The sequence below is a fragment of the Paenibacillus aestuarii genome (assembly GCF_027789125.1).
In the GTDB taxonomy this organism is placed as follows: Bacteria; Bacillota; Bacilli; order Paenibacillales; family NBRC-103111; genus Paenibacillus_E; species Paenibacillus_E aestuarii.
This window is the reverse complement of sequence record NZ_JAQFVF010000020.1, coordinates 131,683-146,707: the sequence shown is the minus strand read 5'-3', so window position 1 is coordinate 146,707 and position 15,025 is coordinate 131,683. Positions and strand designations below refer to the sequence as shown.

Annotated in this window: 19 protein-coding genes; all 19 read right to left on the bottom strand. The window is 45.8% G+C overall.

Features of this window, described 5'->3' with window-relative positions; all coding sequences use genetic code 11:
- Positions 1 to 31: 31 nt before the first annotated feature.
- Positions 32 to 1,126, bottom strand: a complete 1,095-nt coding sequence (gene flhB, locus O9139_RS06380; RefSeq protein WP_270878622.1) for a flagellar biosynthesis protein FlhB — start codon at positions 1,124 to 1,126, stop codon at positions 32 to 34.
- Positions 1,127 to 1,142: 16 nt separating this feature from the next.
- Positions 1,143 to 1,940, bottom strand: a complete 798-nt coding sequence (gene fliR / locus O9139_RS06375) for a flagellar biosynthetic protein FliR (protein WP_270878621.1) — start codon at positions 1,938 to 1,940, stop codon at positions 1,143 to 1,145.
- A gap of 12 nt (positions 1,941 to 1,952) precedes the next feature.
- On the bottom strand, positions 1,953 to 2,222 hold the full coding sequence (gene fliQ, locus O9139_RS06370; protein WP_270878620.1) for a flagellar biosynthesis protein FliQ: 270 nt from the start codon (positions 2,220 to 2,222) through the stop codon (positions 1,953 to 1,955).
- A 22-nt stretch (positions 2,223 to 2,244) separates the two neighbouring features.
- Positions 2,245 to 2,970, bottom strand: a complete 726-nt coding sequence (gene fliP / locus O9139_RS06365) for a flagellar type III secretion system pore protein FliP (RefSeq protein WP_377524306.1) — start codon at positions 2,968 to 2,970, stop codon at positions 2,245 to 2,247.
- A gap of 44 nt (positions 2,971 to 3,014) precedes the next feature.
- On the bottom strand, positions 3,015 to 3,644 hold the full coding sequence (locus O9139_RS06360; protein ID WP_270878618.1) for a flagellar biosynthetic protein FliO: 630 nt from the start codon (positions 3,642 to 3,644) through the stop codon (positions 3,015 to 3,017).
- Between the two features lie 51 nt (positions 3,645 to 3,695).
- A complete protein-coding gene (locus O9139_RS06355) occupies positions 3,696 to 4,058 on the bottom strand; it encodes a response regulator (RefSeq protein WP_270878617.1) in 363 nt (120 codons plus the stop codon).
- Positions 4,059 to 4,085: 27 nt separating this feature from the next.
- The gene (gene fliY / locus O9139_RS06350) at positions 4,086 to 5,375 is read right to left on the bottom strand and encodes a flagellar motor switch phosphatase FliY (protein WP_270878616.1); all 1,290 of its coding nucleotides are present in this window, start codon (positions 5,373 to 5,375) and stop codon (positions 4,086 to 4,088) included.
- Positions 5,365 to 6,363, bottom strand: a complete 999-nt coding sequence (gene fliM, locus O9139_RS06345; RefSeq protein WP_270878615.1) for a flagellar motor switch protein FliM — start codon at positions 6,361 to 6,363, stop codon at positions 5,365 to 5,367. Before fliM ends, fliY begins: the two co-directional genes overlap by 11 nt.
- A gap of 35 nt (positions 6,364 to 6,398) precedes the next feature.
- A complete protein-coding gene (locus O9139_RS06340; RefSeq protein WP_270878614.1) occupies positions 6,399 to 6,884 on the bottom strand; it encodes a flagellar basal body-associated FliL family protein in 486 nt (161 codons plus the stop codon).
- Positions 6,884 to 7,105: a flagellar FlbD family protein gene (locus O9139_RS06335; protein WP_270878613.1), complete on the bottom strand. Its 222-nt coding sequence runs from the start codon at positions 7,103 to 7,105 to the stop codon at positions 6,884 to 6,886. Before O9139_RS06335 ends, O9139_RS06340 begins: the two co-directional genes overlap by 1 nt.
- Positions 7,106 to 7,165: 60 nt before the next feature.
- Complete coding sequence (gene flgG, locus O9139_RS06330) at positions 7,166 to 7,984, bottom strand: flagellar basal body rod protein FlgG (RefSeq protein WP_270878612.1); 819 nt, start codon at positions 7,982 to 7,984, stop codon at positions 7,166 to 7,168.
- A 91-nt stretch (positions 7,985 to 8,075) separates the two neighbouring features.
- On the bottom strand, positions 8,076 to 8,465 hold the full coding sequence (locus tag O9139_RS06325; RefSeq protein ID WP_270878611.1) for a TIGR02530 family flagellar biosynthesis protein: 390 nt from the start codon (positions 8,463 to 8,465) through the stop codon (positions 8,076 to 8,078).
- Entirely contained in the window at positions 8,462 to 8,905 is a 444-nt protein-coding gene (locus O9139_RS06320) for a flagellar hook capping FlgD N-terminal domain-containing protein (protein WP_270878610.1), read from the bottom strand. The genes O9139_RS06325 and O9139_RS06320 overlap by 4 nt, the downstream gene beginning before the upstream one ends.
- A 41-nt stretch (positions 8,906 to 8,946) precedes the next feature.
- Positions 8,947 to 10,425, bottom strand: coding sequence for a flagellar hook-length control protein FliK (locus tag O9139_RS06315; protein ID WP_270878609.1), 1,479 nt, complete (start codon positions 10,423 to 10,425; stop codon positions 8,947 to 8,949).
- A gap of 24 nt (positions 10,426 to 10,449) precedes the next feature.
- Positions 10,450 to 11,373, bottom strand: coding sequence for a MotE family protein (locus tag O9139_RS06310; protein ID WP_270878608.1), 924 nt, complete (start codon positions 11,371 to 11,373; stop codon positions 10,450 to 10,452).
- 22 nt (positions 11,374 to 11,395) lie between these two features.
- Positions 11,396 to 11,839 (bottom strand): flagellar export protein FliJ, encoded by a 444-nt coding sequence (gene fliJ / locus O9139_RS06305; RefSeq protein ID WP_270878607.1) that lies wholly within the window; start codon positions 11,837 to 11,839, stop codon positions 11,396 to 11,398.
- A gap of 9 nt (positions 11,840 to 11,848) precedes the next feature.
- A complete protein-coding gene (fliI, locus tag O9139_RS06300) occupies positions 11,849 to 13,174 on the bottom strand; it encodes a flagellar protein export ATPase FliI (protein WP_270878606.1) in 1,326 nt (441 codons plus the stop codon).
- A complete protein-coding gene (locus tag O9139_RS06295; RefSeq protein ID WP_270878605.1) occupies positions 13,174 to 14,007 on the bottom strand; it encodes a FliH/SctL family protein in 834 nt (277 codons plus the stop codon). The genes fliI and O9139_RS06295 overlap by 1 nt, the downstream gene beginning before the upstream one ends.
- Positions 14,000 to 15,016 carry a flagellar motor switch protein FliG gene (fliG, locus tag O9139_RS06290; protein WP_270878604.1) on the bottom strand — a complete coding sequence of 339 codons (1,017 nt, stop codon included), beginning with the start codon at positions 15,014 to 15,016 and terminating at the stop codon, positions 14,000 to 14,002. Before fliG ends, O9139_RS06295 begins: the two co-directional genes overlap by 8 nt.
- Positions 15,017 to 15,025 lie beyond the last annotated feature (9 nt).

The window sequence follows — 15,025 nt, the reverse complement described above, 5'->3', positions numbered from 1 at the left end:
CCTTCCTGCTCGATCCGAAAATAGTAACGACTTAATTCGTTCTTCCTTTAATTTTATATACGTAAGCCAGCACTTCCGCTACTGCTTGGAACAGCTCCGCAGGAATTGCTTCCCCAATTTCGACCTGGGCGTAGATAGCTCGTGCTAACGGCTTGTTTTCCATAGTCATGACACCGTGCTGCTTGGCGATCTCCCGTATTTTCAAAGCCATGTAATCCGTACCTTTGGCAATGACCGTCGGCGCCTGCATATTCTTCGCATCATACTTCAGCGCAACAGCAAAGTGTGTCGGGTTCGTAATGATGACATCCGCTTTGGGCACTTCCTGCATCATGCGCTGCATTGCCATTTGGCGCTGCTTGGCACGAATCTTTCCTTTGATGTGCGGATCCCCTTCGCTTTTCTTATATTCATCTTTAATGTCTTGCTTCGACATTCTGATACTCTTTTCAAATTCATACTTCTGGTAAATGAAGTCAAAAATGGCCAAGACGATTAACACGGCACCTATTTTAATGCCTAAGTTTAATGTAACCGATGCAATGTACGTAAAAGTACTTTCGATCGGTGCGTGACCGAGACCAAAAAGCTTGTCCTTCTCACCTAATAAAGTCGTGTACACAACGTAACCGATAATACTCATTTTCAAGACCGATTTCAGAAATTCGATGACCGTTCGCATGGAAAACATCTTTTTGAATCCAGAAAGTGGATTAATCTTGCTGAATTTCATCATTAACGGTTCGCCGATGAACATGAAACCAATCTGACCGTAATTACCTAATACCGCGATAACGACTACAATCACGAATAATGGGGCCAGGATCAAAAATCCTTGTTTCACGAGATTTGCAAAAAGCACTTGGACATTCCCCATGGTCACGTCCATAACCAGATCTTTTTCTAACATACTACGAAATATGTTGATGATCTTCTCTTTCATATAGCTGCCAAACATGAGAAACGACATGAAAGAGAACAACAAGATAAACGCCGCCGGTAGATCCATACTTTTTGCAACTTGGCCTTTTTTTCGAGCTTCATGTCTTTTCTTTGGCGTCGCCGGCTCTGTCTTCTCACCGGCAAACCATTGCAAATCCAACTGCAAGCGAAATTGCTGGGACACGATCTTCCTCCTAAACTTAAGGAGATGTGGGTTGTGCGCCGCTAACGAGCTGCAGCAGCTTCTCCATGTAATCAAACATCGTAGAGAATAAAGTTTGGAACTGGCTAATGAGCTCCGGGAACAACACCATCAGTAAAGCCAAACCTAGTATCAATTTCAAAGGCGCGCCGATGACAAATATGTTGAATTGCGGAGCGACGCGGGTTAATAAACCCAAGCCTAAATCCGTCAAGAACAGTGCTGCAATGACTGGCGCGGCAAGTTGAAATGAAAGGTAGAACATTTTGGAAAACGATTGAAACAAAAAATCTGATATTTGACCACTGTATATTCGATCGAACAATTGATTATTAAGCGGAATCCAATTGTAGCTATCCATGATCGCGCGAATAAACATGTGATGTCCATCGAAGGACAGAAAAAGCAGAATCGCAACCATGTACTTCAAGTTGCCCAGCATAGGAGAGGACGTACCGGTTAGGGGATCAATAACACTCGCCATACTGAAACCAATTTGCATGTCCATGAAAGAACCCGCGGTTTGAACAACTGTGAAAAAAATGTAACCAATAAAACCGAGTAAAATGCCGACTAGCATTTCTCTAATAATCATTAAGACATATTGACCGTCTATAACGATTGGCTGCTTCAATCCTATTGTTGAGAAGACAATAAAAGATAAGAAGAGCGATAGACCGATTTTCAATGTCATAGGCACATTTCTTGATGACAGCACGGGAACGACAACAAAAAATGAGGTGATTCGACAAAAAATCAGCAGAAAGGCAGGAAAAACTTGAAAAAACAATTCCATTTCCTTCACAGCCTATCCAACGAATTTGTAAAGGTTGTTCAGCAAATTATAAGTAAAGTCAACCAACGTATTCATGATCCACGGACCGAAAATCAAGATGGACAACAGCACGGCCACGATTTTGGGCACGAATGCTAGTGTCTGCTCTTGAATCTGTGTCGTCGCTTGAAAAATACTGATAATTAACCCGACTACCAGTCCGATGATAAGCATAGGAGCACTCGTCTTAAGCACTGTGTACACCGCTTCACCGGCTATTCGAATAACAAATTCCGAACCCATGAGATGACCTCCATATGTTTGATCATGTGCTGTAGCTGAGCAGTAATGATTTCACCACGAGATACCAGCCATCCACAAGTATGAATAGTAATATTTTGAATGGCAGTGAAATCATAACGGGCGGCAGCATCATCATCCCCATCGCCATGAGGGTACTGGAAACCACCATGTCAATGACTAAGAACGGAATGAATATCATAAAGCCCATTTGAAACGCCGACTTTAATTCACTGATCGCATAGGCAGGAACCAGCGAAGTTAGCGGAATGTCCTGAACGCCAGTAGGCGCCTTTGCTTTTGTGTAATCCAAAAATAGTTTCAAATCTTTTTCCCGTGTGTGTTTGAACATGAATTCTTTCATCGGCGCGCTCGCTTTTTGGAAAGCTTGTGTCTGGTTAATTTCGCCTTTCAAGTAAGGCTGTAGCGCTTGTTCATTCACTTGTCCTAATGTTGGGGACATAATGAAAAACGTTAAAAACAAAGCCAATCCGACCAAGACCTGATTCGGCGGCATTTGCTGCGTGCCAAGCGAGGTGCGAACGAAACCGAGCACTATCACAATCCGGGTAAAGCTCGTCATCAATATTAGAAATGATGGCGCTAGACTAAGTACGGTCAACAATAGTAAAAGAGTTACCGTGTTTGAGGAGCCCCCGGTCCCTCCAGCTCCGATATTCACGTTCAATCCTGGAATCGGGTTGTTCGGGTCAGTCTCTGCGGCAGAAGCCGAGAGTGACAATGTCAGCATGGAAATCACCAACATCAAGACGATAACAACAATTTTGCTTCTCTTCATTCGTCATTCAACCGATCTGTTTGTTTTTTCTCTGAGAGCCATTCTTCGACGTTCTTGTTTCGACTTGTCACCCTTTGCATCTTGTCATGGAACACTTGTTGAAATGAAGAGGTGATCTCCATCTCCTCTTCCACATCCTTCTTCCGGTTCGGAAGCTTGCTTAACCATTTACCGATGGAAAGATAACCATTACGCTGTTCCTGAGATGACAAAAGCAGCTCTGTGATGTAGGCCACTTCATCGGCGTCATTGATTTTATCCAACAACTGGATATTATCACCGACGCCAACTACGAAGAGAGAATGACCGATTTCTACAACTTGAATCGACTTGTTCTGGCCAAGTGGAACTCCGCCTAATGAACGGACCGGATTCCCAAAGAACGTACCTTTATTCTTGTTCCCAATAAACCTAATCAATACGAAAAACAGAAGGATAATCAATACAAGAAAAAAGATGACTTTCACAATCATTGCGAATGAACTTGCCGCGCTGCTGCCCGTGGAGTCGAGACCAGGCACTCCTTGTCCTGGTTCGGTATCCGCGAAGCATAACGCTTGAGTGTATAGGAATGCCAGGAAGCTTATTACTACAGTTAACAGTTGTTTCGATTGAAGTCTTTTCATGGTCGCACCCTTTCGGTTGATGTCAGACTCCATCGAGACCGAATGTAACGGTTAACCGAGAGTCTTCTTAATGGCTTCAATAACACGGTCAGCCTGGAATGGTTTAACGATAAAATCTTTAGCGCCAGCTTGAATTGCATCAATAACCATCGCTTGTTGACCCATCGCGGAGCACATAATCACTTTAGCGCTTGGCTCAAGTTTCTTGATTTCTTTCAAAGCTTGAATGCCGTCCATTTCTGGCATCGTGATATCCATTGTAATCAGATCCGGCTTTAACTCTTTGTATTTCTCAATTGCTTGTGCGCCATCATTCGCCTCGCCACAAACATCATACCCATTCTTTGTCAAAATATCACGAATCATCATTCTCATAAAAGCAGCGTCATCCACGATCAAAATACGGTTTGCCATTAGTAAACAATCCCCCTAGGATTAAAGTTATTGTAACTTTTGAATTCGTTCCCATTGATTGACAATGTCGGTAACACGAACCCCAAAGTTTTCATCGATAACGACGACCTCGCCCTTGGCAATCAGCTTATTATTCACCAAAATGTCCACAGGTTCGCCTGCCAGCTTATCCAATTCGATAATCGATCCTTGGGAAAGTTCCAAGATGTCTTTAATCACCTTGTGCGTTCTCCCCAATTCTACTGTGACTTTCAGTGGGATATCCAGTAGTAAATTCAGGTTCGTATCATCTGTATTCCCCAAAGCGTTCGTTTGCAAGTTGCCAAATTGTACCGGTTGCACATTTACATTGCGGTTCGGCATTCCGCCATATGCGGCTGGCGACTGCTGGTACATGGGTTGCTGAGGCGGATACATCGGCTGCTGTGGCGGATACATCGGTTGCCCCATTGGCGGTTGTTGATACATCGGTTGCTCATAGACCGGCTGCTGCATATGCATAGGCTGCTCGTAAACAGGCTGCTGCGGCATCATCGGAGCTGAAGGCGGCGTCTGCACCTCTTGCATCGGTGCTGCTGGCGCAGGAGCCGCTTGCGCGGTCGGCGCAGCTTCCACAACGGAATCGCTGGCTCCTCCCATGAGAATCGAGACCATTTCTTTGGCAAAAGCAACAGGCAACAACTGCATGATGTTGGAATCAATCAGATCGCCAATTGTCAGTCGGAACGATATTTTAATAAATACGTCCTCATCAGGTAATTTTCCTTCTCCTTTCGACAAATTTAATATGTCGATTCCTGGAGGGGAGATATTGACAAATCGATTAAAGATGGTAGACATCGATGTTGCGGAAGATCCCATCATCTGATTCATAGCTTCTTGGACGGCACTTACGTGAATTTCACTCAAGGTTTCGTCGCCGCCGGTTCCATCGCCACCCATCATAAGGTCAGCAATGACCTGGGCGTCCCTCGTTTGGATCACGAGCAAATTGATCCCATCAAAGCCATCGACATAGTTCACATGCACTGCTACATGCGGCTTAGGGAACTCTGCTTCCAATTCTTCCTTTGCAATTAAAGAAACCTTAGGTGTCGTAATGTCGACTTTTTTGCCGAGCAGGGTGGATAGTGCTGTGGCAGCACTGCCGAACGTAATATTGCCAATCTCACCAAGTGCATCTTGCTCTAGAGAAGACAGGAAGTCCTCCACTTTTGGATGCCCTTGAGAGGACGAGAGTGAGGTGTCTTCCGACGATTGTCTCAACAATGCATCAATCTCTTCCTGAGACAAATAATCCCGATTATTACTCGTCATGATCTACTTCTCCTTCTTGTACGATGTGAGTGATTTGTACGGCCATCTTCCCTTTTACACTACCAGGGTTCCCTAGATATTTCAGCTTCTCGCCAATTTTGACTTGAAGCGAATCTTCGACAGGTTTGTGCAGTGGGATAACATCGCCAACGCTCAGGTTGAGAAACTCATGAATCGAAATTTGCGATGTACCCAATTCTGCAATAATGGGCAGCTTGGCTTTTTCCAAGCGGGATTGTAAAGCATCCACTTCTTCCGGCGCTCTCGTTTTCTTTTGCGATACAAACCAGTGGTGGACGGAAAGTCGCGGCATGATCGGTTCGATAACAACGTGTGGGATACATAAATTGATCATCCCCGTTGTATCACCAATTTTGGTGCTGAGCGAGATTAACGCAATCGTCTCATTCGGCGATACAATTTGCATAAATTGCGGATTCGTTTCAAGTGCCTCCAGACGCGGCTGAATGTCAACAACGGTCTTCCAAGCTTCCTGCAGACTATCGAAAGCTCTGCTAAAAATACGTTCCATAACGATGGTTTCAATTTCTGTTAAGGCACTAATTTTCGTAGGAGTCGTTCCTGCTCCCCCTAGCAAACGATCCAACATCGCAAAAGCAACGTTAGGATGAACCTCAAGCACCATTCGACCCTCTAAAGGCTCTGCTTCAAAGATGTTCAAGATGGTCATTTTCGGGATCGAGCGAATAAATTCGTCGTAGGGCAATTGTTCAACCTGAACAACGTTGATTTGAACGAACGTACGAAGTTGCGCGGAGAAATAAGTCGTCAAGTAACGCGCAAAGTTCTCGTGAATACGGGTCAAGCTTCGTATGTGATCTTTTGAAAATCGTACAGCTCGTTTAAAGTCGTATGCCCTTACCTTTTTCTGCGTTTCCTCTTTTTTGAGCTCATCGGCATCCATTTCACCGGAGGATAAAGCAGCAAGCAAGGCATCGATCTCACTTTGCGACAATACATCAACCATTAGAGTCACCTCCTCAAAGCATGTTCATTAGCGAGTTACTGCAGGACCTTATCGGTTATCCAAATTTGCTTGATTTTACCTTCATGAAGCTCTGGGTTCAATTTGTTCATCAGCGTAGCAGTCAGTGCATCTGAACCTTTGCTGCCTTCAATTTGATCTTTGGTCATATCGCCAAGCGTCTGCACGATAATACCTTTTACAGCGGAGTCCACTAAATTATCGAACTCAGCTTTTCCCTTGTTATTTTCCATCTCAAACGCAAAGCTGATTTTAATAAAGTTCTGGCTGCCGGACAAGTTCGTCAATATGTCCTTAATAACCGAAGTATTAGCTTTCACTGTCTCCGCGGATGGCGCTTTGGTCGGCTTCACATTAGCAGCTACGGATTGAGCTTGGCCAGAGCTTTCCTTCGACGCGCTGTTCTTTTCCATAAAATTCCACAATACGAATGCAGCAGTCAAAATCAATGTGATTGCAATCAAAATCGAAACGATAAGGATAAAAACTTTGTTCTTAAACACTACGAGCCCTCCATATCCTTGGACTTAATTGTGGCCCGGATCGAGCCAATCTCCTGCATGTAGGTTCGCACCAAGCTTACTACAACCTCCGCTTTTTCTAGGACCGTGATCTTTTTGCCGGTTGTTAAAGTGATCATCGTATCCGGGGTCTCTTCAATCATTTCAATTAAAATAGCATTCAGAACGATTGGCTTCCCATTTAAGCGTGTGAGAGAAATCATGTGATCCTCCTGCAACCAGTCGGGGGGAGAGCGTCTCCCCCTGCTAGTTGGCTTTAATTATTAATGCTTGAGGTTAACAATCTCTTGAAGCACTTCATCCGATGTCGTGATGATACGGGAGTTGGCTTGGAAACCACGTTGAGCAACGATCATCTCTGTGAACTCGCCAGTCAAATCAACGTTGGACATTTCCAGTTGACCAGAAACGAGTGTTCCAACGCCGGTTTCAGTATCTCCAGGTAAAACCTTAGTAATCTCTCCACCCGGATTTGCATTCGCAGTCATGCGGTACATGTTACCGCCGATCTTCTCCAGACCGGCCGGGTTCTGTACTTTTACTACTGCGATATGTTGTCCGGTCGATGCTGTAGTGCCATCAGCGTTTACGCCGATGATATCGCCGTTCTGAGCGATCGAGAACGATACGACACCATCCGGGATCACAACGGGTCCGCCTTCTTGGGACATGACGTGAAGTCCGTCAGTCGTTACTAGATTGCGGTCCGCATCCAAAGTGAAGTTTCCAGCTCTTGTCAAATATGGCGCATCCACTTGATCTGTTGTACCTACCGCGAAAAAGCCGTCACCATTGATCCGCAAATCGGTAGCAACATTCGTTGTCATCGCACTGCCTGCAGTATGAACAGTGTCGATAGACGCCATACTAACACCTAGACCCACTTGCTGCGCATTCACACCGCCACGTTGATCATCCGCAGCACTAACGCCGGAAACAGTTTGGCTCAAAATGTCTTTAAACATTACGCGCGAGCCTTTGAAACCGATCGTATTTACGTTAGCAATATTATTGCCGATTACGTCTAATTTTGTCTGAAAACCGCGCATACCTGATACGCCTGAGTATAAAGATCTTAACATGTAAGATGGCCTCCTAATAGATCTTCAATTAATATGAGCTGCTTCCATCGATCCACAGCTCCAGGCTTCCTAGTTAGGTCCAGCCTGGGTATTACGAAATGATTACTGCACTGTCAATTTGTGTAAACACATGTTCCTCCATTGAGTTCCCGTCTAGCGCCGTCACCACCGTGCGATTAGGAACATTAACGATAAGCGCATTGCCACCTACCAGCATGAGGGCGTCTTTGGCACCTTTAGCTGCTGCTTTATCGATAGCCGTGCTGATTTTGTTCAATTGCTCGTCTTGAAGTTGAATGCCTCTTTCTTGAAGTCGAGCCTCCGCATGATGGCTGAAGCGAACATATTGATCCTGAAGAAGCTTTTGAAATGTAGATTGTCTAGGTGCTGTTGCCGTCTGTTGATCATTTGATGCTCGTCTCGGAGACGCTGGAGGAATCGTATTTGGATAAAGCTGACCAATCGTTATTCGCTCCGTCATTGGCTTTCTACCGGATTCTCAATCTTCTTGAGCTTATCCAGCGAAATTTCCTCTCCTTTCACATTGGCGTATTGATTCCCGTCTTTAAACGTGATGGAATCAACAACACCCGATTTTTCAACCGTCGCTCCCGAAGAATCCGTGGAGTCCCAAGTGATCGATTTACCGATCATCCCGGAGACAAAGCCTAACGATTGACGCATCAGCTTCATTTCACTTGCCATATTCGTCAACTGCTCAACGGACGTAAACTGCGCCATCTGGGCGATAAACTCTTTGTCCTGCAAAGGCTGTGTCGGATCTTGATTTTGCAACTGCGTAATCAGGATCTTGAGAAAATCGTCTTTGCCCATCGTACTACCGTCTTTTTGCGTCGTTGTTGCGTTCTTATTGGTATTTATAATATCAGACACATTACCAACAATTGGATTTGTCGCCATAGTTTCACCTCCCGTTGCCCGATTTGACATCGATGATCTGATTAAGCAATCACATCCATGGAGTTCCCATAAACAGCGGCGCGGGTTTGAGCAGTCTTCTCAATCTCTTCATTAAAGTCGCCAGAGTCTGTTTCAAAATCGATGCTGCGGTCTTTGCTTTGCCGTTGGGATTGGTTCGAAGATTGTCCTTGACGCCCGTCTTGGAACATACTCGATTGCATCTCCGCATTTTGGGTAACCTCCAACTTCTCAACCTGGAGTCCTTGTGATTGAAGGGCTTGTCTCAATTGCGGGAGCTGGCTTTCCAGCATTTGTTTGCCGGCTAATGTCTCCGCCGCAAAATGAGCAACTAGCTGCCCATCATGCATCGTTAGTTTGACATCGATGTGCCCTAAGTTTTTCGGGAATAATGAGATCTTGGCTTCTGAGATGCCGCCAGCCAGTGTAATCTTCATGTTCTTCAACACATGTTCGGTCATTTCTCCAGTGAAGTTCGCCGCATTCATTGTTGGGACAGCGGATTTCTCTAAAGGCGTTGCAGCTAGCTGCGCTTTTTGCAGATCAGTCAGCGACATCATCGGGTTTGTAGTCGTCGAAGTGTCCGTTGTCAATTCTTGCTGCGCTGCAGGTTGAATTTCTTCACCAGGAGGTTGTAAGACAGGAACATTCATCGCATTTTTTAGCGCCAGCATTTCAAGCTTGGATTTGACAATAGGCTGAGCTATCGTGTTAGCCGAAACTTCTATTTGTTGTTGCAAATTCGCATTCGCTGCATGTTTGCGGATTGTATGTAGATGGCCCGCATTAACTTCACTCTTCCCGGCGTTTGGCAACTCTTCAACAGTTTGCCTCAAGTTGTCATTCACTTCAGCTGACTTTGCATCTGCTTTCAAGCTTGCCGCTAATTGCGGAAGTACAGGCTCTATGGATTGCTCCAAATTTTGATTCAAATATTGCAAAATCGGATTGTCTGGCTGTTGCTTGGTTAAAGTAGCAAGTGTTAGCAGCGTATTCTGAGCTTGCAGATTCAAAGCATCTTCACCTTGAGCATCAGTACCCGATGGCAGCGTGAATACAGGTTGTCCTGAAGTGTTCAGCAAAGAGACTAGCAGTTGTTCCGCTTGTTCAAACCACTGTTTCATCTGTGGATCTTTCAATAATTGCCCTGCTAAAGCCGGGTTGTTGTTCATCGCTTGCAGGAGCATCTCAGACACAGGCTGTGCTTGTGTCTCTCCTGCGTGTGCATTCGCATCATCCAACTGCAGATTTTGCTGCGGGTTGATTAGACATTGCAGCATTTGCAGCAGTCCTGCCATTGAAGCTGCCTGATCCGAAGTTTCGGCTGGATCTGTATCAGTTTGAGCATTGATCTGTCCATTAAGCAGCTGTGTAAAAGAATTAGTCATGCTGCCTGTCGCTTTGCCTTTGCCTGCAGGAACAGCAGCTTGCGTGTTAGAACCGGAAGCAGTTGGAGCGCTGGCGGGAGTTGCAATTGGCATTTGTACGTCGATTTCTTTCACCTCCCTTCATGAAACCTGGGATCGTTATTGCGCAATTTTGGCTGTGATCGCTGCCGCCGCTTGCTTATCCGCATCCGAGATGGACGTTAGAACTTTGGAACGGGAGGCGTTATCCATACCGCCTAAAATCGTTAACACCTTATCCGGGTTCGATTTGTACATCTCAAGCAGTACGCTGGCTGCGCTCTTCGGCGCCATATTCGCGAAAGTTGTGCTAAGATCTCCTTTGCTTACGCCAGTCGTCGATTTGGATGGATCCGCTGAACCATTGGTCGCTAAACGCTCCTGGAGTGCGGCAATTTCCTTGTCGCGAACAGGCACGACGTCTTTCAAGCCAATTGAAGCCTCCGCCGCTTTTTTGGCATCCATTTTCTCCATGATTGCACCGCGGGCATCTGCCTTCATCATCGAGAACACGAGAACCATTTCTTTTGGTGTCAGATTCTCTATAATTGGCGCTGCTTTGCTTGGTGTCATTTTGGCGTATAGATTAGCCAGGTCTGTAATCTGTTTCTCATAGTCTTCTTCGGATTGCGTCTTGCCCTTCAACTTCTCCTCCAGATCTGCGATCTGCGCTTGCGCATCTTTCAACGCCTGATCTTTGCTTTCCGTTGTTCCATCCGATTTCTTCAGCGCCGCTTCCAAATCAGCAACCTTGGCGTTAAGCTTAGCAACCTCATCATCTTTGCTTTTAAGCGCATCCGCTGCGTTTTGCGGGGTACCGGAGGAGCTAGCGGCGGCATCTGCCTTCTCTTTAGGCGCAGGCACAACACTTCCAATAAGCGGGGTATTGTGCAGTGCCTTCTGAACGTTGCTCTTGATATCATAATCGAAAATCGACAACAAAACGAAGAGAAGAACCGCCGTGAATACAAATGGGATTACAAACCAGATTAATATACGTTCAAGGACACTATAGGATGCGCCTTCCGGGTTCGTTTCGGCCATCACCACATCCCTCCTTCATGCTTCAATACGATAATCGTCTAAAACGATTGGTAGCCATTTCATCCAGAGATTCCTGTTCTTTTTTCGCTACGAAGGCTTGGAATTGCTGATAAGCTTTCTCTCTGGCTTTCGTCCATACCTTCTCATCCTGCATGCGCTGCGAAAGATGTTCTTGCTTGACATCAACGACTTGCTTGGCGTTTTTAATATCTTGGTGTTTGCGGGAGATCTGCTGATCGAGATGATTTAAATAATTTTGCAAGAGCCTAACATCCGATATCGAAGTGGAGTTCACCGCCGCGTCTACCATATGATTATGAATTTGCGTCTTCTCCTCAAATAAATTTTGAAGATGGGTCTCTTCATTCCGTAAACAGCCAATCGCTTCGGACAGAACCCACTCCGCCTGCGTTCTTTCATTGTTTTTCAGATCCACAATTTGTTGAAAAGAATACCGGAACTTCACTTAAGCCCCTCATTTCTTAGAAAATTCGCGAATCAACCGTTCTTGTGCTTCGTCGAAAGTTAGCTTTTCAGTCGTTTTTTGCTTCGTGTAATCCCAGATTGACTGAATATTTTCAATCGCTGCATCAATACTAGGATTAGAACCTCTCTGGTACGCCCCAATATTAATAAGGTCTTCCGAATCTTTATATATAGAAAGCAGACTCTTGAGTTCGTTGGCTGCATCCATATGTTCCGTAGGAACGATTTCTTTCATGACACGGCTGACGCTTGAAAGCACATCCACCGCCGGATAATGACCTCTACTGGCAATATTCCGGTTTAACACAATGTGGCCATCGAGAATCCCTCGAACGGCATCGGCGATCGGTTCATTCATGTCGTCTCCATCAACCAAGACCGTATAAAACGCCGTAATCGAGCCCTTGGGTCCTGTACCCGAACGTTCGAGCAACCGCGGCAGCATGGCAAAAACGGAAGGTGTATACCCTCGTGTAGCCGGTGGCTCGCCAACGGCAAGACCAACTTCCCGCTGCGCCATCGCAAAACGTGTGACCGAATCCATCATCATCATCACATTCAGCCCACGGTCACGAAAATATTCGGCAATACTGGTTGCGATCATCGCACCTTTGATCCGAATTAATGCAGGCTGATCCGAGGTGGCGACGATGACGACAGATCTAGCAAGTCCTTCAGGACCGAGGTCGCGCTCGATGAAATCGAGAACCTCACGTCCCCGCTCACCGATTAGCGCAATCACATTGACATCAGCGGATGTATTCCGGGCGATCATGCCCATCAGCGTACTTTTACCTACACCAGATCCGGCAAAAATACCAACACGCTGACCTTTACCGATTGTCAGAAGTCCGTCAATGCAGCGAACGCCTACAGAAATTGGATGTAGAACGCGCGGTCTCGTTAGCGGATTACTTGGCGCATTATTCGTCGAGTAATGTGCCATTCTTGAAGGCAAGAACGATCCGTCCAGCGGCTGACCTAGTCCATCGAGCACTTTGCCGAGAAGCTCGTGACCGACTTGGACAGTTAAAGGCTTGCCTGTACCAACCACGTCACAACCTGGGCCTATCGCATCCAACTCGCCTAAAGGCATTAACACAACTTTATTGCTGCGGAATCCAACGACCTCTGCTTTTAACGGTTTGGACGATTTATGCGGATAAATGTAGCAAAGATCACCGATGCTTACGTCAGGTCCTTCCGACTCAACGGTCAGACCAATGACTTGCGTGACTTTCCCGTTAACGCGTATAGGATCAATCGAATTAAGCAATTCCTTGTACTTCTCTGCTGCCGACACGGAAATCTGCATCAGTCCATCCCCTCACTTTGATTGGCCAATTGCTGTAGCACAGCTTTGATCTCTTTCAGTTGGGTATCGATTCTGGCGTCAATGCTTCCATAGGAAGATCTGACCACACAGCCATGGTCTTGAACAGATGCGTCAGGAATAATTTCTAATTCCGCTTGTGAATCAATGGATGTCAGCAGTTCCTCGCGAGCATCCTGGATATAGGCAAACTGTGACGGTGTCACACACAATGTAATAATTCCTTTCTCGCGACGTCGCGAGAGCACTTTTTGGACAAGCTCCAGCACCCATTCAGGATTCATACCAAGTTGGCGACCAATCACCTTTTCAGCGATAGACGTGCTTAACTCGATTAGGAAAGGCTCTGATTCTTGAATGATTTGCTGCTTGAGTTTATAGGCTTGCTCTAAGACCGAGCTGGCCTCCTGGAGCATATCACTGTATTCTTGGCGAAGCTCTTGCTCGACTTGCATAGCTCCCTGCTGATAGCCTTCATCAAAACCAGCTTGCTTCGCGTGTCTAACGAGCTCTTCATCTTCGGAACGACGTTGCTCCCACCACGCTTGAATCTCGCTATCAGCTTGTTCACGCAGCGCGGCGCATTCCTGCATTGCCTGTTGAATCTGATCATTGGCAAAGGATTCCGCGTCTTGCAAGATTTGATTTTTGAGACTTGTTGCCTGATCTAGTTCTTGCTGTTCTTCCGGCGTCAAGCCAGTTTCGTCACTTTCGCCATTCAAGCCGTTGCGAAACAACTGAGCGGGGGCCAGAACTTTGACAACTTTCTGATCATCCATGGGAATGTAAGAAAAGGATTTAATGACATTAGACAATAATATCGTCTCCTCCACCGCGGGCAATGATGATCTCACCGGATTCTTCTAAGCGGCGAATCGTGGCAACAATCCGCGTTTGCGCTTCTTCAACGTCACGCAAGCGAACAGGACCCATAAATTCCATTTCTTCTTTGAAAGTTTCGGCCATACGTTTGGACATATTCTTGAACAAGGCATCGCGCACTTCTTCACTCGCCACTTTAAGCGCAAGCTGCAAATCAGCGTTCTCAATGTCACGGATAATACGCTGAATAGAACGGTTGTCGATATTGACAATATCCTCGAAGACAAACATCCGTTTCTTGATCTCTTCCGCCAGCTCCGGATCTTGAATTTCGAGTGAATCAAGAATGGTACGTTCTGTACCACGGTCGACTCCGTTCAAAATTTGAACGATGGACGTAATACCGCCTGCATTCGTATAGTCTTGCGTAACGGTTGCGGACAGTTTCTGCTCGAGGACTCGCTCCACCTGACTGATTACTTCCGGTGAAGTGCTGTCCATTAACGCGATCCGTTTAGCAACATCCGCTTGTTTCTCCTGTGGCAGCGAAGATAAAATAATGGATGCTTGATCTGGCTGCAAATAGGATAAGACTAAAGCGATGGTTTGTGAGTTTTCGTTCTGAATGAAGTTAAGAATTTGTGCTGGATCTGCTTTTCGTGCAAAATCAAAAGGCCTAACTTGCAACGTAGCTGTCAAGCGGTTGATAATATCGAAAGCTTTTTGCGAACCCAGTGCTTTTTCCAAAATGTCTTTGGCATAGGCGATACCGCCTTGCGAAATAAACTCTTGAGCTAAACAAATCTGATGGAATTCTGCAAGAATCGAATCTTTCTCCAAAGAGTCAACTTTTCTGACATTCGCGATTTCCAGCGTTAACTGCTCAATCTCCTCTTCACGCAAGTGTTTAAAAATTTGAGCAGACACCTCAGGTCCTAAACTAATCAAAAGAATGGCGGCCTTTTGACGTCCGGTTAAACCTTGCAGAGAAGCTTTGGCCATACATGTGCA

Coding starts and splice junctions, on each gene's coding strand:
- O9139_RS06310 (WP_270878608.1), bottom strand. CDS start 11,373: ATGGCCGAAACGAACCCGGAAGGCGCATCCTATAGTGTCCTTGAACGT.
- fliR (WP_270878621.1), bottom strand. CDS start 1,940: ATGGAATTGTTTTTTCAAGTTTTTCCTGCCTTTCTGCTGATTTTTTGT.
- O9139_RS06320 (WP_270878610.1), bottom strand. CDS start 8,905: ATGGCGACAAATCCAATTGTTGGTAATGTGTCTGATATTATAAATACC.
- O9139_RS06335 (WP_270878613.1), bottom strand. CDS start 7,105: ATGATTTCTCTCACACGCTTAAATGGGAAGCCAATCGTTCTGAATGCT.
- O9139_RS06325 (WP_270878611.1), bottom strand. CDS start 8,465: ATGACGGAGCGAATAACGATTGGTCAGCTTTATCCAAATACGATTCCT.
- fliQ (WP_270878620.1), bottom strand. CDS start 2,222: ATGGGTTCGGAATTTGTTATTCGAATAGCCGGTGAAGCGGTGTACACA.
- flgG (WP_270878612.1), bottom strand. CDS start 7,984: ATGTTAAGATCTTTATACTCAGGCGTATCAGGTATGCGCGGTTTTCAG.
- fliI (WP_270878606.1), bottom strand. CDS start 13,174: ATGCAGATTTCCGTGTCGGCAGCAGAGAAGTACAAGGAATTGCTTAAT.
- O9139_RS06355 (WP_270878617.1), bottom strand. CDS start 4,058: ATGGCAAACCGTATTTTGATCGTGGATGACGCTGCTTTTATGAGAATG.
- fliP (WP_377524306.1), bottom strand. CDS start 2,970: ATGCTGACATTGTCACTCTCGGCTTCTGCCGCAGAGACTGACCCGAAC.
- fliG (WP_270878604.1), bottom strand. CDS start 15,016: ATGGCCAAAGCTTCTCTGCAAGGTTTAACCGGACGTCAAAAGGCCGCC.
- fliM (WP_270878615.1), bottom strand. CDS start 6,363: ATGGTTGATGTATTGTCGCAAAGTGAGATCGATGCCTTGCTTGCTGCT.
- O9139_RS06360 (WP_270878618.1), bottom strand. CDS start 3,644: ATGAAAAGACTTCAATCGAAACAACTGTTAACTGTAGTAATAAGCTTC.
- fliY (WP_270878616.1), bottom strand. CDS start 5,375: ATGACGAGTAATAATCGGGATTATTTGTCTCAGGAAGAGATTGATGCA.